Raw genomic sequence first — 20,761 nt, forward strand, 5'->3', positions numbered from 1 at the left:
GGGCTCTGGGGTGCTCGGCGGAGGGGAACGCCGCCATGACCAGCGCTCTCGATGTCGGCAGGACAGCCGCGGCGCCGATACCGAGGACCGCGCGACATGCGACCAGGCCCGCGGGTGAGTCCGCGAAGGTGGCGGCGAAGGAGGCCAGGGAGAACAGCAGGAGTCCCGCCTCGAGTATCCTTTTGTGCCCAAAACGGTCGCCCAGGCGTCCGGCGACGAGCATGAAGCTTGCGAAGGAGAGGACGAAGGAGTCGACGATCCACGCCATGTCGGCCGGATCGGCGTCAAGGTCAGCCGCGATGGACGGGATCGCGACGTTGAGAATGCTCGCGTCGACCTCGACGACGACCAGGCCGAGGCAGAGAGCCCCCAGGATCCACCAGCGCCGCGGCCCTGCATCCGTCTCCCGCGCGTCGACGCGTCCGGAGTCTTCGCGCTCCATGGCTGGCTGGCCACCACGCATGCAGGTCGGTCCGGAGGCGGGCCGAGGACTTCCCCCCGACCCGCCAGGTCCGAAGTGGGGCATCGACCGGGTGTCGCGCCGGCGGCATCAGGTCATCAGGTCGAGCCGGTGCGGCAGGGTCTTCCTAAAGGTCGGCGTAGAGCGTCTCGTCGGCGATGAGGATCCTTTCCAGAAGGCGCGGGAACGTTCCATAGTTGCGGACCGCGTAGTGGACGGTGGCACGGTTGTCCCAGAACGCGACCGAGCCCGGTCGCCACGAGAACCGCACCTGGTTCGCCGGCTTGCGGTACTGGTCGATGACCGCCGTCAGCAGTTCCCTGCTCTCGGCACGGTCGAGCCCGAGGATGGTCGGCCGCTGCGTGAAGTTCACCCAGGCGATTTTCTCGCCGGTTTCCCGGTGCACGCGGACGACCGGATGGGCGACCACCGGATAGTCGTGTCCGGACTGGTGCAGCGCGGCACGGTAGTCGTGGGCGACGTGCTGGCCCTCGAGCCGGGCCTTCACGTCGTCGGACAGGCCCTGGTAGGCGAGCGCGGCGTCGACCCAGATGGTGTCGCCGCCGACCTCGGGCAGGTGGACCGCCCGCAGCACCGCTCCCCAGGTCGGGACGAGCCGCCAGCTCGTGTCGGTGTGGTAGGGGTCCCACGTGTCGTCACCGGCCTGCGGGACATGTGCCTTCTCGTACTTCTTGAAGTCCTCGCTGGCGATCCGGTGAATCGCCGGGGCGGCGCCGGAGTCGGGCCTGGCGGCACCCGGATGGGTGTAGAGGGGGCCGAACTGCCGGGCGAAGGCTTCGTGCTGCTCCTGGGTCAGCTCCTGGTCCCGGAAGAAGACGACCTTGTACTTCAGCAGGGTCGCCTTGATCTCGTCGCGTACCTCGGGCGTGAGCGGCTCCCGGAGGTCGACGCCGCTGATCTCCGCTCCGATCGTCGGTTGCAGCGGTTGGACGGCCAACGACGAGCGGACGGGCGGTTCGACGACAGTGGTCACTGTGTGTCCCTTCGGTCGGGTGCTACCGGGTCGGGTGCTGCCGGTCAGCAGCGGATGTCAGTAGTGGATGGGGCCCTGGGTGCCGCCGCCGGCGGCGATCGACTCGCCGGTGATCGCGACCGCGAGCGGGGACGCGAGGAAGGCCACGACCGAGGCCACCTCGTCGGCGGTGACGGCTCGCCCGATCGAGATGCGGGCGGCGGCGGCCTGGAGGTACTCGTCGGGGACGACGACCGTGCCGCCATGGTCACCGGTGAGGGTCAGTCCGGGATGCACCACGTTCACCGTGACGCCGTGTGCCCCGAGCTCGTCGGCGAGGGTCTTGGTGAGGGCGGCGACACCGACGTTGCGGATGGAGCCGGAGGCGAGGCCGACCTGACGGGCCGCCAGCCCGCCGATGTTGATGATCCGTCCCCAGTCCTGGGCGATGAAGTGCGGGGCGACCGCCTGGGCGGTGCGCAGGTAACCGAGCACCTTGACGTTGAAGTCGGCGGCGACGTCCGCGGTGGACAGCGCCCGCGCGCCGCCGGGACCGCCGGCGCCCCCGGGTCTGGCCGCGTTGTTGACGAGGATGTCGACGCCGCCGAGCTCGCTGACGGTGGTCTCGACCAGCTCCTGGACGGACGTGTCGCTGCCGGTGTCGGCGACCACCGGCAGCACCGTCCCGCCGGTCGCGGCCGTCAGGTCGGCCGCGGCCGCTTTCAGCACGTCGGCGTCACGGGCGGCGATGACGACCTGCACACCCTCGGCAAGCAGTGCTCGGGCGATCGCCCGCCCGATACCGCGGCTGCCGCCGGTGACGATCGCCCGTCGGCCGGAAAGTCGGAGATCCACTCGTGCTCCCTGTCATCTGTCCAATGCCCCGCCGCTCCGCCCACGCGGCGCAGTTCGGGGACCGCCGCCGGCCGGAACACCGGGGCGGCGAACGTTTCCGTGCGGACGTTTCCGTGCGGACGGCCCGTCCGTCAGCTCTCGTCGGCGGTGGACGGGGCACCACCTGCCCGCCGGGATCCGGTGGTGGGCGGCACCACGGTCGGTGGAGCGGGGTGCGCACGCCGAGCACGGGTGACCCTTCGGGGCTCGGCGACCGACGCCTTTACCGGGCGCGCCACGGATCAGCCGTTCCGCGGAGCAGACGTGCCAGGCTGACCAGGCGGACCAGCTACGCCAGACGCGCTCAGATCATGGGCGCCGGGCGCCGGGTAGCTTCTTGAGGTCGGCGCGCGAGGGCGCCGCGGCCCGGTGACCGCGCCAGGTCGGCGTGGCCACCACGGACCTGTCGTCCGCCGGGCCGTTCAGGCCCGGACGCTGGGCGTCAGAGCCCGCCGCGGCGGTCCGGACAGCTCGCGGAGGTCACTCGCAGCAGGTCGATGTGCTGTCGCGTGACCAGGTACGCAGTCCTCAACACGGACCCAACATGACCAAAGTTTGTCGATCGGTCAAGCGTGGATTTAAAGTGATCCGCATCACATACCCAAGGCGCCGGAACGGCGACGCCCCCGGATCGATCACGCGGCCGGTCGGGCGATCCACCCTTTCACCGCTATCTACACCGGAAAACTTGACAATTGTCGAGGTCTGCCGCACCGTTGCTGCATGTACGTCCGCCCCGCGCTGACCCGCCGTCGGTGCGTGGACTTCGCGCGGGTGCGGTCCGGCCGCTGTCGCGGAACCTGATATTCCGCTGGCCGACCCACCCCGTTCGACGCGGAAATCACTTTTTGGTTTTGCCGAATTCCCCGCGCCCACAGCGGATTTTCGCGTCCTCTCCTGCCCTTCGGCCGGCTGAGGTGCTGGCGGCTCGGTCCGCATTCCCCGCCGACGGGCGGCGCGGTGGGCCGCGAGACGCCGCCGGAGTGGCCGTGGACCCGCCACTCCTCCGGCGCGCGCCGTCGGCACGGCAGGAGCCCGACCCGCGGTCGTCGGTCCGTCAATCCGCCAACCCGGTCCCGGCCGGCCGGGAATCCGGTCCCGGCCGGGCAGAACTACTGAGGGAGATGACATGCCGGTCGAGTTCATCGGTCTGATCAGCACCACGGAGCAGTCGGAGATCCGGGACGGGGGTGGGCCGCTGATCGATCACCGGTATGTCCGCCGGTTCGCCCGGGCCCACGAGGACGCGGACTTCGACCGGGTGCTGATCGGCTACTCCTCGGGCTCGCCGGACGGAACACATGTCGCCGCCTACGCCGCGGCGCACACCGAGCGGTTGGGCTTCCTGGTGGCCCACCGGCCCGGTGCGGCGTCCCGCGGCGAGCGGCACGACCGTGCCCTGTGGACGGCGCTGGCGGCCGCGACGGGAGCCGGCGGCAACTCTACGGCGCTGGTCAGCACGCCCGAAACGGTGGCGCAGGCCCTGCTGGACTACGTCGACATCGGCGTCAGCACGCTACTCATCCGCGGTTACGACCCCTATGACGACGCGGTGGACTACGGCCGGCAGCTCATTCCGCTGGTCCGGGACGAGGTGCGCCGACGCGACCTCGCCGCGGCGGCCGCCGGGCGAACCGAATCCCGGCAACCCGTACCGGCGACGGCGTAAAGCGGCGACGGCGTAAAGCCCTGAAGAAGGAGAGCCTCCAGATGAGCCAGACCGGAACGGTGCCGGTGACCGTCCAGGGTTTCCTGGACGAGCTGCAGGCCGCCCGGGACGCGGAATGGGCGCCGGAACAGCTCCGGGCCCACACCGACCTGCGGCGGTCCCTCGAGGAGAACGCGGACCGCGAGCGCTTCGTCAGACCGGGCGACGTGGTGCCACCCTTCGCGCTGGCCGAGGTCGGTGGCGGCTCCGTCGTCCTCGACGACCTGCTGGCCGACGGGCCGGTGGTGCTCGTCTTCTTCCGGTTCGAGGGCTGCCCCGCGTGCAACACGGCTCTGCGCGGCTACCAGCTCACCCTCGCGCCGGCCCTGCGCGAGCTGGGTGCGCACCTCGTCATCGTCAGCCCCCAGATCGCCGAGAGGCTGGCGGCGATCAAGGAGCGGCACGGTTTCGAGTTCCTGGTCGCCAGCGACCCCGACCGGGTTCTGATCGACTCGTTCGGTATCGGGTTCGCGCCGGCGGAGGCGGCACGCGACGAGTCCCGGGGCAGAGGCGTGGATCTCGGTGCGATTCTCGGCACCGGGGACTGGGTGCTGCCGTACCCGACGGTCGTCGTCATCGACCGCGACCGGACTGTCCGGTTCGCCGACGTCCATCCCGACTGGATGGTGCGCACCGAGTCCGCGGCCGTTCTCGCGGCGGTCCGGCCCCTCGTCGGTCAGTAGCCGCGGCCGAGCCCGGTAGCCGCGCCCGGTAGCCGCGGCGCCGCCCGCCGGGCAGGCTTCCCGTGAAGGTCCGGCCCGTGTCCCCCGTGTCCACCGCCCGCGCCGGGCGTTCCCGGCGCCTGTTCATCGGGAGGTTCCGTATGGCCGATCCGACCGCGCGGTCGGCGACCGACCCCGGGCTGGCACGCCCGCGGCCGCAGCCGCAGCCGCGACCCCAGCCCCGGCTGGATCTGTTGCCCGAGCTCACCGCCCAGTTCGCGGCCACCGCCGCCGAGCACGACCGGACGGGCACCTTCCCGGTCGCGAACATCCGGGCGCTGCACGCCGCCGGGCTGCTCTCGCTGACCGTCCCGAGCCGGTACGGCGGGGCCGGGGCCGGGCTGGCCACAGTGACCGAGGTGCTGGGCGCGGTGGCCCGGGGTGAACCGGCCACCGCCCTCGTCCTGGCGATGAACCTGCTGTTCCACGCGCATGTCGGCGATCCCCCCGGCTGGCCGGTGGGGACCTACGAACGGGTGGTGGCCAGCTGCCTGGACGAGGGTGCGCTGATCAACGCGCTGCGGGTGGAACCGGACCTCGGCACGCCCGCCCGCGGCGGGGTGCCGGCCACCACCGCCCGCTGGACCGGCGACGGCTGGGAGATCACCGGCCGCAAGACCTACTCGACGGGCGCGCCGGTGCTGCGCTGGATGCTGGTCTGGGCGGCCACCGACCCGCGGCCGCCGTCCTCGGGAGCGGCCCGGGCCGGCTCGTTCCTGGTCCCGGCCGACACGCCCGGCATCACGATCGTGCGGACCTGGGACCACCTGGGCATGCGGGCCACCGAGAGCCACGACGTGGTGTTCGACCGGGTGCGGGTGGGCCCCGACGCGGCCGTCGGGCTGCCGGCCGGGGAGGTGCCTCTTCCGTTCGTTCCGGCCGCGGCGGCCTGGAACGCGCTGGCGATCGCCTCGATCTATCTGGGGGTGGCCGAGGCCGCGCGCGACTGGCTGGTCGGCTACCTGCACGAACGCACCCCGACGAACCTGGGCGCGCCGCTGTCGAGCCTGCCCCGGTTCCAGAGCGCCGTCGGCGAGATCGAGGTGGCGCTGGCGAACGCCCGCGGCCTCGTCCGGGCGTTCGCGCAGCGTTCCGACGCGGCCGACCCGGACGTCGCGGCGCAGGTCAACGGGGTGAAGACCGCGGTGACGGCCGCCGCGGTCAAGACCGTCACGGACGCCGTCGCTCTGATCGGCAACCCGGGGCTGACCAGGGCCAATCCGCTGGAGCGCCACCTGCGCGACGTGCTGTGCAGCCGCGTTCACACCCCGCAGGACGACGTCGTCTACGCGACGGCCGGCCGGACGGCGCTCGGTCTGCCCGCCGCCGGTCCTCGCTGAGGCCCGATGAGGCTGAGGCCCGATGAGGAAGGACAACCCCAGACATGACACTTTCCACCCATGACACCCCGGCACCGGCGATCCCGCCGGCGCCGACGCCGGACGTGGCCCCGGCAACGGTGGCCCCGGCAACGTCCGACGGTGAGCGGACGAGCCCGTGGGCCGGGCTGGTCGCGCCGGCCGAGGGCGGGCAGTGGCCTCGGCCGGTGCCGGTCCGGACGGTCGAGGAGGAGCGGCTGCACCGCAAGCGCAAACTCGCCGCCGCCTACCGGCTCTTCGCCAAGCTCGGCATCGCCGAGGGACTGGCCGGCCACATCAGCGCCCGCGACCCCGAGCTGACCGACCATTTCTGGGTCAACCGGCTCGGCCTCGACTTCGGCAGGATCAAGGTCTCCAACCTGCTGCTGGTCGACGACAAAGGGGAGATCGTCGAGGGTAAGCCGCCGCTGAACAGGGCGGCGTTCACCATCCATTCGCAGATCCACGCCGCCCGACCGGATGTCGTCGGCGCCGCGCACACCCACGCGCTGTACGGCCGGGCGCTCGCCGCGATCGGCGAGCCGCTGCATCCGATCTCCCAGGACTCCCTCGCGTTCTACGAGGATCACGTGATCTTCGACGAGTACAACGGGGTCGTGCTGGACGAGGAGGAGGGCCGCAAGATCGCCGCCGCGCTCGGCCCGCACAAGCTGGCGATCCTGCGCAACCACGGCCTGCTCACCGTCGGCACCAGCGTCGAGGCGGCGGCGTACTGGTACATCGCCGCGGAGCGGGCGGCGCGGACCCAGCTCGTCGCGGCGGCGGCCGGGACGCTGCGGCTCCTGGACCACGAGATCGCCAGCGCCACCGCCAGCCAGGCACGAGGTGACGAGGGCGCCCGCTGGTCCTTCGAGGCCCTCTACGAGATCATCGTCGAGGAACAGCCCGACCTGCTCGACTAGCTCGTCAGAGGGTGCCGCCCCGGCCCGGTCGGGAGACCAGCCGGGGCGGCGCGTCGACGGTGAGCCGCGGTGGCTCGCCCGTCCAGCGTTCGACCTCGACGAGGGCGTGCTGGCCGACGCAGCCCTGGGACAGGCGGGAGGTCGGCACGTCGGCGGTGAGCACGTTCGGGTTCCCGTGCACGCACAGTCCCGCTCCTGGCGGGGACCCTTCTCCGTGCTCATCCGCCGGGTCCTCGTCGAGCGGGTCGAACCAGGCCCCGGTGGGCAGCTGGACGACCCCGGGGCGCAGCTCGTCGGTCAGCACGGCGCCGGCGAGGCAGCCGCCGCGGTCGTTGAACACCCGGACGACGTCGCCGGCGGCGATGCCGCGGGCGGCGGCGTCGGCGGGGTGCAGGCGCGCCGCCTCCCGGCCGGCGATCTTGGCGGCCTGGCTGACCGCGCCGCCGTCGAGCTGGCTGTGCAGCCGGGTGCCCGGCTGGTTGGCGATGAGGTGCAGCGGGTAGGCGGCGGCTCGTGGCGCGCCGGTCCACTCGGTCGGTTCCAGCCAGACCGGATGGCCGGGGCAGTCCGGGTAGCCGAAGGACGCCACGGTCGCGGAGAAGAGCTCGATCCGGCCGCTGGGGGTGGCGAGCGGGTGCGCGTCCGGGTCGGCGCGGAACCGTTCGAACAGGGTGTGGTGGCCGGGCCCGCCGGGCAGCCGGTACTCGCCGGCGGCCCAGAACTCCTCGAAGGCGGGCACGTCCGTTCCGCGCCGGACCAGGTCCGCGCGCCAGGCCGTGTAGAGGTGCTCGATCCAGCCGCGGGCGTCGCGGCCCTCGGTGAAGGCGTCGACGACGCCGAGGCGGCCGGCCAGGCCCGCGAGGATGTCGTAGTCGTCGCGGGCCGCGCCGACCGGTGCCACCGCCCGGTGCATGGCGTGCAGATGGGTGTCGCGGCGGCCGCCGCCGATGTCCTCGCGTTCCAGGGTGGTGGTGACGGGCAGCACGACGTCGGCGTGCCGGGCGGTGGACGTCCAGTAGGGCTCGTGCACGATGATCGTGTCGGGTCTGGCGAAGGCGCGGCGCAGCCGGAACAGGTCCTGGTGGTGGTGGAAGGGGTTTCCGCCCGCCCAGTGGACCAGGCGGATGTCAGGGTAGGTGTAGCGGTCGCCGTCGTAGTCGTACTGCGCGCCGGGATGCAGCAGCATGTCGGCGATGCGGGCGACCGGGATGAAGGTGGTGACCGGGTTGCGGCCCTGCGGCAGGTAGGGGATGCGTCCGGTCGGGCCGGGGTCTCCGACGTCGCCCATGGAGCCGTAGCCGTGACCGAAGCCGCCGCCGGGCAGGCCGATCTGGCCGAGCATCGCGGCCAGCGTGAGCGCCGCCCAGACCGGCTGTTCGCCGTGCTCGATGCGCTGCAGCGACCAGGTCACGGTGATCAGGGTCCGGCGGGCCGCCATCCGGCGGGCGAGCCCGACGATGTCCGCGGCCGGGATGCCGCAGATCGACGCCGCCCAGGCGGCATCCCGGACCACGCCGTCGGCTCGGCCGAGCAGGTAGTTCTCGACCTCGCCGAAGCCGACCGTGTAACGGTCGAGGAACGCCCGGTCATGACGGCCCTCGGCGACGAGGGTGTGGGCGAGCCCGAGCATCAGCGCGGCGTCGGTGGCCGGCACGATCGGGTACCACCGGATGTCGACACCGCCGGGCAGGTCGGTGCGCAGCGGGCTGACCAGCGCCATCTCGACGCGGCGGGCCGCGAGTGCGGCGAGGTACCCGGGCGTGCCGTGCCGGGTGACGCCGCCGGGCGTCACGAACACGTTCTTGGCCGGGATGCCGCCGAAGGCGACGATCAGCTCGGTGTTCTCGACGATCGTCGGCCAGGACGAGGCGGCCCGCAGCACCTCGTCCGCGCTGCCGACGAGGTGGGGCAACAGCACCAGCGACGTGCCCAGGCTGTAGGAGTTCCGGGACGAGGTGAAGCCGCCGATGGTGTTGAGGAACCGGTGGAGCTGGCTCTGCGCGTGGTGGAAGCGCCCGGCGCTCGCCCAGCCGTACGAGCCGCCGAAGATCGCCTGGTTGCCGTGCTCGCGGCGGACCCGGTCCAGCTCGGCGGCGACCAGGTCCAGCGCCTCGTCCCAGTCGAGCTCGACGAACTCCTCCCGCCCGCGCGTGCCGGCCGGCCCCGGGCCGTGTTCCAGCCAGCCGCGGCGGACCGCGGGCCGCGCCACCCGGGTCGGATGGCGCAGCCCGCCCGGCACGTTGCCGAGCAGCGGCGACGGGGCCGGATCGTCCGGATGCGGGACCACCGTGATCCCACCGTCCGGGCCGACCCGGACGCCGTAGGCGCCCCAGTGCGAGGTCGTCGGCCGCAGGCCGGTCACAACGCGGGCCGGGCCCGTCGTCAGGCGGAGGCGCCGACGGGCTCGCGGTCGGCGGTCTGCTCGCGGACGAGACGGATCAGGGTGCCGTAGTCCCGGGCGTCGTCCAGCGGCGCGAAGCCGCGGATGAGCAGCGTCGACACCCCGACGTTGACGTAGTCGACGAGCGACTCGGCGACCTGCGCGTAGCTGCCGACCAGCGCGGTGGAGTTGCCGGCGGCGCCGGTGGCCTTGGCGACCGCGGTCCACAGCCGCTTGTCGTGGACGTCCGCCTGGTCGGCGTAGCGCAGCAGCCGCTGGCTGCCGACCTGGGCCGACCCGTCGACGTTCATCACCTTCTTCAGGTCGCCGACCCGCTGCCTGGTGAGCTCCAGGATGTCCGCGGCGCGCTGCCAGGCGGCCTGCTCGGTGTCCGCGGGGATGGGGCGCAGGCTGACGCTGAACCGGGGGTCGCGGCCGTACGGCGCGGCGGCGGCCCGCACCTGGCGGATCCGCTCGACGATCCCGGCGATCGGCTCACCCCAGAACGCGTACACGTCGGCGTGCTTGCCGCCGACCCGGACGGCGTCCGCGGACGCGCCGCCGAAGTAGATGGGGATGCGGCCCTCGGGGCGGACCGACGACCGGGCGCCGCGAACCGTGTAGAAGTCACCGTCGTAGTCGAACGGCTCGGCCGACTCCCACTCGCGGCGCAGCACGTCCAGGAACTCGTCGGTGCGCCGGTAGCGGGTCACCTTGTCGGTGAGGTCGCCGTCGCGGGCCTGGTCGGCGTCGTCGCCGCCGGTGATGACGTGCAGCGCCACCCGGCCCGGGTGGAAGGCGTCCAGTGTCGCGAACTGGCGGGCCGCGATCGTCGGCGCGGTGAAGCCGGGCCGGTGCGCCAGCAGCACCTTCAACGTCGTCGTCCGGGACAGGATCTGGTCGGTGATGACGAAGCCGTCGGGCGTCGCGGAGCTGTGCGCGACGAGCACCCGGTCGAACCCGGCATCCTCGTGCGTGCGCACCAGACGCTCCAGGTAGTCCGGGTCGACGACGGGACCGGACCACGCCTGCGACTCGCTGCCCGCGGAGGTGCTGGCGATACCGATGAACTCGATGCTCACGCTGAGGACTCCTTCAGGATGGCGGTGGAGCCGGTGACCTGGTCCCGCCAGGTTTCGACGTGGTGGCACGCGGCGGCCCATTCGCCGGCCGGCCGGCCGGCGACGGCCCGCCGCGGCGGGGTCTCGGCGCAGGCGTGGGTGGCGAAGCGGCACCGGTGGGCGAACACGCAGCCGCCCGCCGACCGCCGCGCCGCCCCGTCGGAGTCGGAGTCGGCGCCGGGGTCGGCGCCGGCGGCCGGCCGCAGCGACGCCGGGTCGAGCCGGTCCTGGCGGCGGACGCTCGGCGCGGAGGCGATCAGCAGCGCGGTGTACGGATGCTGCGGCCGGCTGAACACGTCCGCGATCGGGCCGTCCTCGACCACCCGTCCCCGGTAGAGCACGACCACCCGGTCGGCGATACCGGCGAGCGAGCTGAGGTCGTGGGAGATGAGGACGATCCCGACCTCGAGCTGCCGGCGGAGCCCGTCGAGCAGCCGCAGGATGTGGTTGCGGTTGGACGCGTCCAGCGCGCTGACCGGCTCGTCGCACAGCAGCAGCCGGGGACGTCCGATGACGGCGCGGGCGATCGAGGCGCGCTGGCGCTGGCCGCCGGAGATCTGCGCGGGGAGCCGGTCGGCGACCGCCGGGTCGAGGCCGACCCGACGCAGCGCGCCGCTCACCTGCTCGGCCCGCGACGCCCGGGTTCCGGTGCCGGTGATCGCCAGTCCCTCCGCGATGCTCGCCCCGATGGTGAGGTCCGGGTCGAGGGCGCGCAGGGGATCCTGGAAGACGAACTGGAGCGCGCCGCTGCGCCGGAAGTCCCGCCGGGCCCGGCCGCGCAGCTGGGAGATGTCGACGCCGTCCAGGAGGACCCGGCCGGCGTCCGGGGCCCCGAGCCCGGCGATCGCCCGGGCCAGCGTCGTCTTGCCGGACCCGGTCTCGCCGATGACACCGACGATCTCCCCGGCGCGGACGCTCAGGTCCACGTCGTCCAGCACCCGGACCCGACGACCGCCGCCCGGCCGGGGGAAGGACAGCCCGAGGCCCTCGACCCGCAACAGCTCAGTCTGCGGGACCGCCACCGTGCCGGTGTCGCCGACGCCGGTGGCAGCGCGGCCGGTGGTGGCACGGCCGTCGTCAGCCAGTTCGGTGTCGGCGAGATCGGTGTCGGCCAGGTCGGTGTCGGCGAGATCGGTGTCGGCCAGGTCGGTGTCGGCGAGATCGGTGTTGGTCATACGGCGGCTCCTGCTCCGATAGCTCCTGCTCCGATAGCTCCTGCTCCGCTCAACGCGATCTCGCTGGCCCGTACGCACCGGACGGCCCGGTCGGGGGCCTGCTCGGTCAGCGGCACCGGGCCGGAGCAGCACTGCGGGGCGGCGAAGTCACACCGGTCGGCGAACCGGCAGCCGCGGATCTCGGCGCCGACCGGCGGTGGCTCGCCGTCGATGACGTCGAGGGTGCGCCGGTCCCAGTCGCCGACCGAGGCGACCCGCAGCAGCGCCTCGGTGTACGGGTGCCGCGGCGAGTCGAGCACCTCGGCCGTCGGGCCGGTCTCGACGAGCTCGCCGGCGTAGAACACCAGCACCCGGTCGCAGAGCTCGGCGATGACGGCGAGGTCGTGCGAGACGGCCAGCACGGCCAGCACGGCCAGCCCGCGCTCCCTGCGCAGCCTGCCCAGCAGTTCCAGCACCTCGGCCTGGATGGTGACGTCGAGGGCGGTCGTCGCCTCGTCTGCGACGAGGAGCTCCGGCTCGCCGGACACCGCGATGGCCAGCACGACCCGCTGCAGCATGCCGCCGGACAGTTCGTGCGGGTACTGGTGGTAGACCCGCTCGGGCTCGTGCAGGCCCATCGCGTCGAACAGCGCCACCGCGGCGGTGCGGGCCTCCCGGCGCGGCTTGCCGACCTTCACCCACAGCTGCTCGGCGAGCTGGTGGCCCACCGTCTGGGACGGGTTGAGGTACGAGGCCGGGTCCTGGAACACCGCGGAGATCCGGGTACCGCGCAGCTGCTCCCAGGCTCGGCGCGGCAGGCCGACCAGCGAGGTGCCGGCGAAGTCGATCGTGCCGGCGGTCACCGCGCAACCGGGCGCGAGCACCCCGAGCACCGACCGGCAGACCAGCGTCTTGCCGCTGCCGGACTCCCCGACGATCCCGACCGCCTCGCCGCGCCGCACCTCGAACGACACCCCGTGGACGGCCTCGGTCCGCCCGCCGCCGATGGCGACCCGAACGCCGTCGACCGTCAGCAGCTGGTCCCCCCGGCCGGTTCCCGGCTCAGGCATGGATCCTCTCCTCCTGCTCGGGGACGGCCACGGCCGGCGCTCCCGGGACGGCCGGAGCCCCCGGGAGCGCCGGCACGGCGTCCGGACGGGTCGCGCCGCGGCCGATCGGATCCACCGCGATTCCCGTGGTGTCGCGGATCGCGTCGGCGATGGCGTTCAGCGAGCCGGCGGTCAGCATGATGGCCAGCGCCGGGATCGCCGGCGCCCACGGCTGCTGGGCCAGGAAGCCCAGGTCGCTGGAGAGCATCCCGCCCCAGGTCGGGGCCGGCGGCTTCACCCCGATGCCGAGGAACGACAGCGAGGACACGGCCAGCAGCGCGGCCGCGGACAGCTGCGCGGTGGTGACCGCGACCGTCGGGAGCACCTTCGACCAGATGTGGGTCCGGATGATCCAGCCGCGGGACGCGCCGAGCAGCTCGGCGACCTCGACGTACTGGGCCCGGGTGAAGCCGAGCGCCGCCGCGCGGGTGACCCGGAAGAACAGCGGTGCCAGCAGCACCCCGATGGCGAGCATCGCCTGGTCACGGCCGTTGCCGATGATCCCGGTCACGGCGATCGCGAAGATGATGTAGGGCAGGGTCATCACCGCGTCCACCAGCCGCTGCGCCACCCACTCGAAGACCCGGCCGAAGACGACCGAGCCCAGCCCGGCCGGCACGCCGAGCAGGAAGGCCACCGCGACCGCCTCCACGGCGCCGACCACCGACCGGCCGGTGGCGTCCATCAGCCGGCTGAGAACATCCCGCCCGAGATAGTCGGTGCCGAGCCAGTGCGCGCCGCTCGGGCCGGCCAGCAGGTTGGAGGTGTCCTGGGCGAGCGGGTCGGACGGCGCCAGCGTGCCGCCGAGGAACCCGAGCACGGCGACCGCACCGAGGATCACCAGCGCGATCTTCGTGGACCGCAGCCGCACGGCCCGCCGCAACGGGCCCGCTGTCTTCCGCGTCATCGTTCCTGCCTCTTCGCGTGCGGTGTCAGTCGCAGCAGGGCGGCGTTGACCAGGAGGTTGCAGACCACGACAAGCCCGATCATGGTGACCAGCACGCCCTGGATCACCGGGATGTCGCCCTTGCTCGCCGCGTCGAGCCCGAGCTTGCCCAGGCCCGGCAGGTTGAAGACCGCCTCGGCGACGACCATGGCCCCGATGAGCTGCGGGATGGAGTAACCCAGGAGGGTGAGCGCCGGCCCGGCGGCGTTGCGCAGGGCGTGCCCGAAGACGACCCTTCGCCTCGTCAGCCCGCGGACGTCCGCCCCGGTGATGTAGTTCGCCCGCAGCTCCCCGACGAGGGAGGTGCGCAGCTGGCGGGCGAGGCCGGCGGCGGCGTCCACCGACAGCGCGATCGACGGCAGGATGGCGAACCGCAGCCACTGGCCCGGATCCTCGGTGAACGGCACGTAGCCGCCGGAGGGAAGGATCGGGACCGTCACCGAGAACAGCACGATCAGCCCGATGCCGACGACGAACGGCGGCACGGTGGCCACGGCCGAGCACAGCATGGTGACCGCCCGGTCGAACCAGCCGCCGGACGACAGCGCCGCCCCGATGCCCAGCCCGCCGCCGACCAGGACGGCGAGCAGCACGGACAGGACTGCGATCGACACGTTCACCGGCAGCGCCTGGGTGATGCTGTCGGTGACCGGGAGCGTGGTGAAGTAGGACCGCCCGAGGTCGCCGGTGAGGGCGTGGCCGAGCCAGCTGAAGTACTGGACGAGCAGCGGCCGGTCGAGCCCGAAGTAGTGGTTCATCCGGTCGATGTCCGCCGGTGTCGCGGTCTCGCCGAGCACCTGGGCCGCCGGGTTGGTGTCGGTGAGAGCCCCCATCGCGTAGGTGATGAAGGTGGAGAGCAGCACCACCGGAATGCCCACCGACAGCGCACTGCGCAGCGGCCGTGCGAATGCCCTGCCCCAGCCGGCCCACCGGCCGGCCGGGGGCTCAGCCGCCGCGCCGGCCGGCTCGACCGCCGGGCTGATCTCGAGTGTCGTCATCTGGTGCCCTCACCGTCGGTGGCTGGCATTACCCGACCCGGACGCCCTCGAAGCGCTGCACTGCCAGGAAGCTGCCCAGCTCCGAGACGCTCTTCTTGCGGGCGAGAACACGCGGCGTGGTGAAGAGGAAGATGTTCGGCATCTTCTCGACCGCGATCTTCGTGGCGGCCCGGAGCACCGTCGGGTACGACGGGTCGTCCAACGGCGTCTCCCGCACCTTCTGCAGCGCGGCGGTCAGCTCGGGGGGCGTCTGCCGGCCGGGGTTCATCAGGCCCTGCTCGCCGAACAGCACCTGGAAGGCCTGTACGGCCGAGTCACGGCCGGCGAAACCGTCGGTGGCCAGCGCCCTCGAGTGCTGGATGTACATGATCTGGGTGGCCTGCGCCGCCGGGATCGTCTCGATGGTGAGCTTCACGCCGACCTCGGCGAGCTGGGCCTGCACCTGCTCGGCAAGCGCGGAGCCGGTGGCCGTGGTGGTCAGCGGCACCTCCACGCCGTCCGGGAAACCGGCCTCGGCGAGCAGCTTCTTCGCCTTCGCCGGGTCGTACGGGAACGCGTTGTCCAGGCTCGGATCGTGGCCGACGTACCCCGGCGGGAACGGCTGGTAGTTGACCACGCCGAGCCCGAAGGTCTGGGTGTCGGCGAGCGCCTTGCGGTCGAGGGCGTGCTTGAACGCCTGGACGACCTTCGGATTGTCGAACGGCTTCATGGTGATGTTCACGTCGAGAACCGTCATCACCAGCGAGGGGATGACCTGCACCTCGAGGCCGGCGGCCTTCGCCGCCTCGACCTGGCTGCCCGGGATCTGGGCGACGTCGAGCCGCCCGGACTGCAGCGCCGGGACCGCCGTCGCCGCCTCCGGCGCCGGGTACAGCTCGAAGGCGTCGAGGTGGATGTTCGCCTTGTCCCAGTACTCGGGGAACCGGACGAGCTTCGCCGACTGGTTCGGCACGTACTCGGTGAGCCGGAACGGCCCGGCGCCGACCGGCTTGGTGGCCAGCCCCTTCGCGTCCTTCTCGAAGGCCGTCGGACTGACGATCATGCCGGTCTTGCCGGCGAGCAGGCTCGGGATCTGGTAGTCGGTGGCGGCCAGTTCGATGGTGACGGTCCGGGCGTCGTCGTCCGCGGCCACCGACTCCACCGTGGCGAGCTGCGCGGCGACGAGCGATCCCGGGAAGCTCTTGCCCCGCTCGAGACTCTTCTTGACCGCGGTCGCGTTCAGCGGTGTGCCGTCGCTGAACGTCAGGCCGGCCCGCAGGGTGAAGGCCACCTGGGTCCCGTCCGCGTTGTACTTCCACGACTCGGCCAGCGCCGGTACCGGGTTGCCCTTCTCGTCGAGCTTGGTGAGGGCGGCGTAGGCCAATGAAAGCGCGTGCACGTCCCAGCCCGCGGACGAGGTCACCGGGTCCCAGGAGGTGACGGTCGACCAGCCCCAACGCAACGTCCCGCCCTCCTTGCCGGCGGACGAGACCGAACCGCTGTCGTCGCCGCAGGCGGCGAGCAGCAGGGAGGAGCCAGCGAGTACGCCGAGACCGAGGAAGCCACGGCGGCCCATTAGCGTCGAATCGGCTCGGAGAGGTGCGTTCACGGGGGACGGTCGTCCTTTCGCAGAAAAGTGGGCGCGCGGAATAGCAGGCGTGGCCCGTAGCGATGCGTAGGCAGGCCGCAATCAGCGGTCACCGACGCCCTGAATTCGGGCTCCGCCTGGGACATGTCTTCGGTAGACATGGATAGGGGTGGAGTGGAAACGGGGATGAGAGACCTGGCCAGTGACGCTGGACCCCGCAAACCCGCAGCGACGGTCGCGATCACATGGCACGGTCAGGCTGCGGTCGGCGTCTCCCGCTGGAACCTTTCCGCCGGAGGGGTCGATACGGAAGCGGAAATGTCAGCGACAGAGTGCGCTGGACGTCCGCCGGTAGTCCACGTAGCGACACGCCACGGGGAGGAATCTCGACCGCATAGGTGGACAATGCCCGATTGGCCGGGGCGGCGTCAACAGCTGACCAGGGACGATGACCTGCAAGGAGCCGCCCCCATCCCATCTGTCGGGTATGTCCGATTCCCAAAGATTCCTCTTGATGGCAGGCATTTCGGCCATTAACCACCGCGGCGGCGCAGCGATCCCGGTGACTTCAACCGCCAGCTCGGATGCCATCCGTAACCGAAGCGACAGCCCAGACGTGACGAACGTCACCATTGCGGGCCGGCGCACCCGAGGAGGGGCCGCCGATCACCCGCCGGTGGGAAGCGGGACCGAGCCACTACGATGGCGGGCGAAGGGTCGTGACTGGCGCGCTCGGGTGGAAGCAACCACCGGGAAGCGACGAAGCTGCTGGCGGCGCCGTGCGCCTGGGCGCCTCCGACGTAGACGTCTGTCCGCGTGGAGGTACACATGCATGAGCCCGCGATGACCCACCTGGCCGCCGCCGATCCGGAGATCGGCGGCCTCGTCGAGGCCGAGGCCCGGCGGCAGTACGAGAAGATCCGCCTGATCGCGTCCGAGAACTACGTCTCCACCGCCGTGCTGGAGGCGTCCGGCTCGGTGCTGACGAACAAGTACTCCGAGGGCTACCCCGGCAAGCGCTACTACGAGGGCCAGCAGGTCATCGACCCGATCGAGACGCTGGCGATCGACCGGGCGAAGTCGCTGTTCGGCGTCGAGCACGCGAACGTCCAGCCGTATTCCGGCTCCCCCGCCAACCTCGCGGTCTACCTGGCCTTCCTGCAGCCCGGCGACCCGGTGATGGGAATGGGCCTGCCTTCCGGCGGCCACCTGACCCACGGCTGGACGGTGTCGGCGACCGGCCGCTGGTTCCGCGGGGTCCGGTACGGGGTCCGCCAGGACACCGGGCGGGTCGACCTGGACGAGGTCCGCGACCTCGCCCTCGAGAACCGGCCGAAGGTGATCTTCTGTGGCGGGACGGCGATCCCCCGCACCATCGACTTTCCCGGGTTCGCGGCGATCGCCCGCGAGATCGACGCCGTGCTCGTCGCGGACATCTCCCACATCGCCGGGCTGATCGCCGGCGGCGCCCACCCATCGCCGGTCGGGCACGCTCCGGTCATCACGACGACCACGCACAAGACGCTGCGCGGCCCGCGCGGCGCCATGATCATGTCGGACGCCGCGCACGCGACGGCACTCGACAAGGCCGTTTTCCCGGGCCTTCAGGGCGGCCCGCACAACCACACCACCGCCGCCGTCGCGGTCGCCCTGCGGGAGGCCGCGACACCAGATTTCCGGGAGTACGCGCACCGGGTCGTCGCGAATGCGAAGGCGCTCGCCGAGGCGCTTTCCGGACGCGGTTTCGATCTCATCACCGGCGGCACCGACAACCATCTCATCCTCATTGACCTGACGAGTCGCGGAGTCGCCGGGAAGCCGGCGGCGAAGGCACTCGACCGGGCCGGGATCGAGCTGAACTACAACACGGTGCCGTTCGACCCGCGCAAGCCGTTCGACCCGTCCGGGGTGCGCCTGGGAACCGCCGCGATCACGACCCGCGGGCTGTGTCCGGAGCAGATGCCCACCCTCGCCGCCTGGATCGACGAGGCCGTCAAGGCCGCCGGCGACGCGGACGAGGCGACCATCGAGCGGATCGCGGGCGAGGTCAGGGACCTGATGTCGGCCTACCCGATGCCCGGCTGGGTCTGACCGACCCAGCGGGGAACCTCCAGCCGGCCGGCCCAACGGCACCGCCGACTCCCCCTCACCCTCGGCCCGGGCGCGCACGAAGGCGCCCGGGCCGAGGCATGCCCGGCCCAGCTCCCCCGCAGCCCCGGTCGCCGTCCGCGCCGGGTGTGGCGACGTCCGGGCGGATGCCCGCGCCGCAGCGTCGCCGGTTACTGCCCGGAGTGTCTCGATCTCGATTCTGTGTACGCATCGTGACCAGGATGCGCCGTCGGTACAAGAAAATTAGTACTTGCGATTACCCTTAGTAGTTCGTTACGGTGTCCTGGCTCGCAGCAAGCGACGGGCCGTACGCCGAGTTCTGCCCTAGGCCCGTCGTCCCCTCCTAGCGATCAGCAGGGCAGAAGCGGGGGAACCACGTTCCTCCGGACGGCCACCCGCGCACGGGCGGCCGTCCTCGGGGTGAAGTCGACCGCGCCGCAGATGCGGTAAAGGCCGACCGGGCTTCCCGGCCCGAACCCGACAGCTAACCTCGCAGGCGTACGGGAAGGATCGTCGTGTACGCACGCATGTCTGGATCACCCAGGCGGGCCTTTCACCCGTCCCTCGGGCAGCCGCCGCGGCCGCACAGTGCCCGCATCCCGGGGTTGACGCAGGAAATCTAGACCCACCAGGTCCGGAATACTTTTACGCCGACAGAACGCCGGCGCACTGAGCCATGCTTCCCTCGCCGGGCGAATCGTTGCCGTAACTTTTTGATCCGTGTACGGATCAATTTCCCATCCGGACATTCAGAAGCTCTGTTCTTCATAGCAGAAACGAGATTCTTAGATGTCGCATGGAAAGCACCGCAGGTCCAGCCGTCCGAACACCTCCGGACGGGGACCCGGGCGAGGCCGCGCCGCCGTGGTCACCGCGGCGAGCGTCATCGGCGCGTCGGCGGGCCTGATGTTCACCGCGGGCCCGGCGAGCGCGGCCACCGCCTCCGACGTCACCATCGCGCAGGCGGCGCAGAACGCGGGCCTGCCGTCCTGCCGCGGGATTCCGCTGAGCACCTGGGTCGCGGTGGCGCTGGCCGAGTCGGGCGGCAACACAACGGCCCACGCGACGGTCGGTGAGGACTCCCGCGGCCTCTGGCAGATCAACATGCGCGCGCACTCGAGCTGGGTCGGTAGCCGCAACCTCTACGACCCGAACGTCAACGCCTGGGCCGCACGGCAGGTATGCGCCAGCCAGGGCATCGGTGCCTGGAGCGCCTACAAGAACGGCATGCACGTGAAGTACCTGGCCCGCGGCGCCGCGGCGGCGGCCGCGGTGGGCAGCGGCACCGGCGCCCGGACGATCTCGGCCGTCACGCCGGCCGCACCGGCCGCACCGGCCGCGACGGCACCGGCGCCCGCCAGCTCGGGCTACATGCGGCTCGGGGTCGAGGGCGTCCGCTGGGACGTGGCGCTGGTGCAGAAGCAGCTCGCCGCCATCGGCTACCCGATCACCATCGACGGCCGGTTCGGTCCGCAGACCAACCACATGGTCGTCGACTTCCAGAAGAAGAACGGCCTCGTCCCGGACGGCGTCGTGGGCCCGCTCACCCACGACAGGCTGTTCGCCTGATCCAGGGGCGGCGCGCGGCCGTCGAGCCGTCCACGTCGCGGCCCGGGCACGCCGGTGCCGGGCCGCGACGGGGCGGCGACCGGACGGCGTGGCCAAGCCCGTGGCCGGGCGGGGGTGGCGCGCCCGACACGGCCGACCTGCCGCTTCAGTGGACCGCCGGGCCGGATCCGGGCAGGCTCGGAGTTCTGGCCCGCCAGGCAGGACGCGACCAGGGCCGCCCGTCCACGAGGCAGGAGCGATTTTTGTGCTGACCAGGATCGACCATGTCGGAATCGCCGTGGCCTCGCTGGAGGAGGCCATCCCTCGTTACGAGGCGGCGTTCGGCCTGAAGGTCGCGCATCAGGAGACGAACGAGGCGCAGGGCGTGCGCGAGGCGATGCTGCTGGTGCACCACGGCGACACGGGCGGCTCCTACGTCCAGCTACTCGAGCCGGTGCGCCCGGACACCCCGGTCGGGAAGTTCCTGGCGAAGAAGGGCCCCGGCATCCACCACATCGCCTACGGCGTGGCGGACATCGACGCGGCGCTGGCGGCGCTCACCGTCACCGGGTTCGACCTGGTCAACAAGACGCCGGTGCACGGGACATCCGGAAGCCGGATCGCGTTCATGCACCCGAAGGGCCTCGGCGGGGTGCTCACCGAGCTGGTCGAGGCGGCCGAGGGCCACTGACCTCCGGCGTGACCAGCGCGGCCGGGCCCGGGGGCTGACCCGGGCCCGGCCGCGGCGGCGGTCCCACCCGCCGGCGGTCCCACCGGCACTGCGTCGCTGG

At 72.2% G+C, this 20,761-nt stretch carries 17 protein-coding genes and 2 riboswitches; of the genes, 7 read left to right on the forward strand and 10 right to left on the reverse strand.

The features are described 5' to 3' along the window. The 3 genes from AC559T_RS33315 to AC559T_RS33325 all read right to left on the reverse strand — a co-directional run. On the reverse strand, positions 1-442 hold a 442-nt coding region (locus tag AC559T_RS33315; protein WP_498871222.1), incomplete at its 3' end, for an MFS transporter. A 145-nt stretch (positions 443-587) separates the two neighbouring features. Beyond that, positions 588-1,454 (reverse strand): TauD/TfdA dioxygenase family protein, encoded by an 867-nt coding sequence (locus AC559T_RS33320; protein WP_498871223.1) that lies wholly within the window; start codon positions 1,452-1,454, stop codon positions 588-590. Positions 1,455-1,511: 57 nt separating this feature from the next. Next, positions 1,512-2,288: an SDR family NAD(P)-dependent oxidoreductase gene (locus tag AC559T_RS33325; RefSeq protein ID WP_112108328.1), complete on the reverse strand. Its 777-nt coding sequence runs from the start codon at positions 2,286-2,288 to the stop codon at positions 1,512-1,514. A 1,168-nt stretch (positions 2,289-3,456) separates the two neighbouring features. On the opposite strand from AC559T_RS33325, the gene AC559T_RS33330 reads away from it, so the two are divergent. The 4 genes from AC559T_RS33330 (at position 3,457) to AC559T_RS33345 (ending at position 7,038) form a co-directional block, all read left to right on the forward strand. After that, positions 3,457-3,996: an LLM class flavin-dependent oxidoreductase gene (locus tag AC559T_RS33330; protein WP_498871224.1), complete on the forward strand. Its 540-nt coding sequence runs from the start codon at positions 3,457-3,459 to the stop codon at positions 3,994-3,996. A 41-nt stretch (positions 3,997-4,037) separates the two neighbouring features. Further along, positions 4,038-4,718, forward strand: coding sequence for a peroxiredoxin-like family protein (locus tag AC559T_RS33335; protein ID WP_498871225.1), 681 nt, complete (start codon positions 4,038-4,040; stop codon positions 4,716-4,718). Positions 4,719-4,858: 140 nt separating this feature from the next. Further along, positions 4,859-6,097, forward strand: coding sequence for an acyl-CoA dehydrogenase family protein (locus AC559T_RS33340; RefSeq protein ID WP_498871226.1), 1,239 nt, complete (start codon positions 4,859-4,861; stop codon positions 6,095-6,097). Positions 6,098-6,141: 44 nt separating this feature from the next. Further along, positions 6,142-7,038: a class II aldolase/adducin family protein gene (locus AC559T_RS33345; protein ID WP_071065925.1), complete on the forward strand. Its 897-nt coding sequence runs from the start codon at positions 6,142-6,144 to the stop codon at positions 7,036-7,038. A gap of 4 nt (positions 7,039-7,042) precedes the next feature. Here the strand turns inward: AC559T_RS33345 and AC559T_RS33350 are convergent, their stop codons facing one another. Genes AC559T_RS33350 through AC559T_RS33380 form a run of 7 tightly spaced genes read right to left on the reverse strand, consistent with a single transcriptional unit; the run spans position 7,043 to position 16,334 of the window. Beyond that, entirely contained in the window at positions 7,043-9,400 is a 2,358-nt protein-coding gene (locus AC559T_RS33350; protein ID WP_498871227.1) for a molybdopterin-dependent oxidoreductase, read from the reverse strand. Between the two features lie 20 nt (positions 9,401-9,420). Continuing rightward, entirely contained in the window at positions 9,421-10,500 is a 1,080-nt protein-coding gene (locus AC559T_RS33355; RefSeq protein ID WP_498871228.1) for an LLM class flavin-dependent oxidoreductase, read from the reverse strand. Then, complete coding sequence (locus AC559T_RS33360) at positions 10,497-11,714, reverse strand: ABC transporter ATP-binding protein (RefSeq protein WP_498871229.1); 1,218 nt, start codon at positions 11,712-11,714, stop codon at positions 10,497-10,499. Before AC559T_RS33360 ends, AC559T_RS33355 begins: the two co-directional genes overlap by 4 nt. Next, entirely contained in the window at positions 11,711-12,763 is a 1,053-nt protein-coding gene (locus AC559T_RS33365) for an ABC transporter ATP-binding protein (protein ID WP_498871230.1), read from the reverse strand. Before AC559T_RS33365 ends, AC559T_RS33360 begins: the two co-directional genes overlap by 4 nt. Further along, the gene (locus AC559T_RS33370; protein WP_112108321.1) at positions 12,756-13,709 is read right to left on the reverse strand and encodes an ABC transporter permease; all 954 of its coding nucleotides are present in this window, start codon (positions 13,707-13,709) and stop codon (positions 12,756-12,758) included. Before AC559T_RS33370 ends, AC559T_RS33365 begins: the two co-directional genes overlap by 8 nt. Continuing rightward, positions 13,706-14,746 carry an ABC transporter permease gene (locus AC559T_RS33375; protein ID WP_498871231.1) on the reverse strand — a complete coding sequence of 347 codons (1,041 nt, stop codon included), beginning with the start codon at positions 14,744-14,746 and terminating at the stop codon, positions 13,706-13,708. The genes AC559T_RS33370 and AC559T_RS33375 overlap by 4 nt, the downstream gene beginning before the upstream one ends. Positions 14,747-14,774: 28 nt before the next feature. Further along, positions 14,775-16,334 carry an ABC transporter substrate-binding protein gene (locus AC559T_RS33380; protein ID WP_498871232.1) on the reverse strand — a complete coding sequence of 520 codons (1,560 nt, stop codon included), beginning with the start codon at positions 16,332-16,334 and terminating at the stop codon, positions 14,775-14,777. Between the two features lie 688 nt (positions 16,335-17,022). Beyond that, positions 17,023-17,111, forward strand: a riboswitch (ZMP/ZTP riboswitch). Positions 17,112-17,141: 30 nt separating this feature from the next. On the opposite strand from AC559T_RS33380, the gene glyA reads away from it, so the two are divergent. The 3 genes from glyA (at position 17,142) to mce (ending at position 20,661) form a co-directional block, all read left to right on the forward strand. Then, entirely contained in the window at positions 17,142-18,404 is a 1,263-nt protein-coding gene (glyA, locus tag AC559T_RS33385) for a serine hydroxymethyltransferase (RefSeq protein ID WP_498871233.1), read from the forward strand. 365 nt (positions 18,405-18,769) lie between these two features. Further along, positions 18,770-18,936: riboswitch (cyclic di-AMP (ydaO/yuaA leader) on the forward strand. A gap of 275 nt (positions 18,937-19,211) precedes the next feature. Further along, entirely contained in the window at positions 19,212-19,991 is a 780-nt protein-coding gene (locus AC559T_RS33390; RefSeq protein ID WP_498871234.1) for a peptidoglycan-binding protein, read from the forward strand. A gap of 244 nt (positions 19,992-20,235) precedes the next feature. Next, complete coding sequence (mce, locus tag AC559T_RS33395; RefSeq protein WP_020460102.1) at positions 20,236-20,661, forward strand: methylmalonyl-CoA epimerase; 426 nt, start codon at positions 20,236-20,238, stop codon at positions 20,659-20,661. Positions 20,662-20,761 lie beyond the last annotated feature (100 nt).

The sequence above is a fragment of the Frankia sp. Hr75.2 genome, from assembly GCF_949319125.1.
Lineage (GTDB): Bacteria > Actinomycetota > Actinomycetes > Frankiales > Frankiaceae > Parafrankia > Parafrankia soli.

What these genes read in the sequence shown, in the direction of transcription:
- AC559T_RS33330 (WP_498871224.1), top strand. Translation starts at nt 3,457, where the DNA reads ATGCCGGTCGAGTTCATCGGTCTGATCAGCACCACGGAGCAGTCGGAG.
- AC559T_RS33335 (WP_498871225.1), top strand. Translation starts at nt 4,038, where the DNA reads ATGAGCCAGACCGGAACGGTGCCGGTGACCGTCCAGGGTTTCCTGGAC.
- AC559T_RS33340 (WP_498871226.1), top strand. Translation starts at nt 4,859, where the DNA reads ATGGCCGATCCGACCGCGCGGTCGGCGACCGACCCCGGGCTGGCACGC.
- AC559T_RS33345 (WP_071065925.1), top strand. Translation starts at nt 6,142, where the DNA reads ATGACACTTTCCACCCATGACACCCCGGCACCGGCGATCCCGCCGGCG.
- AC559T_RS33360 (WP_498871229.1), bottom strand. Translation starts at nt 11,714, where the DNA reads ATGACCAACACCGATCTCGCCGACACCGACCTGGCCGACACCGATCTC.
- AC559T_RS33365 (WP_498871230.1), bottom strand. Translation starts at nt 12,763, where the DNA reads ATGCCTGAGCCGGGAACCGGCCGGGGGGACCAGCTGCTGACGGTCGAC.
- AC559T_RS33370 (WP_112108321.1), bottom strand. Translation starts at nt 13,709, where the DNA reads ATGACGCGGAAGACAGCGGGCCCGTTGCGGCGGGCCGTGCGGCTGCGG.
- AC559T_RS33375 (WP_498871231.1), bottom strand. Translation starts at nt 14,746, where the DNA reads ATGACGACACTCGAGATCAGCCCGGCGGTCGAGCCGGCCGGCGCGGCG.
- glyA (WP_498871233.1), top strand. Translation starts at nt 17,142, where the DNA reads ATGCATGAGCCCGCGATGACCCACCTGGCCGCCGCCGATCCGGAGATC.
- AC559T_RS33390 (WP_498871234.1), top strand. Translation starts at nt 19,212, where the DNA reads ATGTCGCATGGAAAGCACCGCAGGTCCAGCCGTCCGAACACCTCCGGA.